Genomic DNA, 689 nt, shown 5'->3' with positions numbered 1-689 from the left:
GGGGAATAGCAGCCGCGGGCATTCGATGAACAGGATCGGCAGCATGTGCTCCTGCGGGAAGCCGCTGATGGCGAAGACGCCGCCATAGACCAGCTCGACGTTGAACAGCACTTCCTGGTCGAAGGAGGCCTTGGCGTTCAGCGTCAGGTTGACGTCGAACTGCTTGTCCGACAGCGGATTGGCGTTGACGTTGACATTGATGGCGATGCCGGGAGCCTTGTCGCGGCCGCGCAGCGAATTCGGCGCGCCGGGGCTCTCGAAGGACAGATCCTTCACATACTGGGCGAGCACGTTGAGTGTCGGCTGCGCGTTGCCGTTGCCGTTGGCGGCGCCGGTCGGCGCGTCGTCTTTGCTGGCCATGAGCCTTTGTCCTTTTGCCTGGGCAGCCTTGCTGACCGGATTGAAACCGGGCGTTCGCTACCATGGTCGGCATGACAAGACAAGGTTTGCCGCCTCAGCGCGGGATCACAGTTGTTGCCTATCTCTGTCGCAGATTCCTGCCGGCGAACCTTGAGACACTTGACCGGAAATTGCCTAGTCGTCCTTGAGGCGGCGCCAGGGCGAATTGTGGTCGGGCCCGCGCGTATAACCGTCGGCGCGCGAATAGTCGCTGTCGTCGAGATCGATTGTCTTGCCGCGCGGCCGCGCCTGGAAGCCGGCGCTGAAGCTGGTCGCCAGCACTATGCGGC

General features: G+C 62.8%; 1 protein-coding gene. It reads right to left on the bottom strand.

The genetic code is table 11. The features are described from left to right. The coding region (locus EN781_RS33605; protein ID WP_127400783.1) for a protein-export chaperone SecB at positions 1-360 on the bottom strand (360 nt) is incomplete at its 3' end. Between the last annotated feature and the right edge of the window lie 329 nt (positions 361-689).

It is taken from the genome of Mesorhizobium sp. M4A.F.Ca.ET.090.04.2.1 (assembly GCF_003999085.1).
Classification (GTDB): domain Bacteria; phylum Pseudomonadota; class Alphaproteobacteria; order Rhizobiales; family Rhizobiaceae; genus Mesorhizobium.
This window is presented reverse-complemented; position numbering and strand designations above follow the sequence as displayed.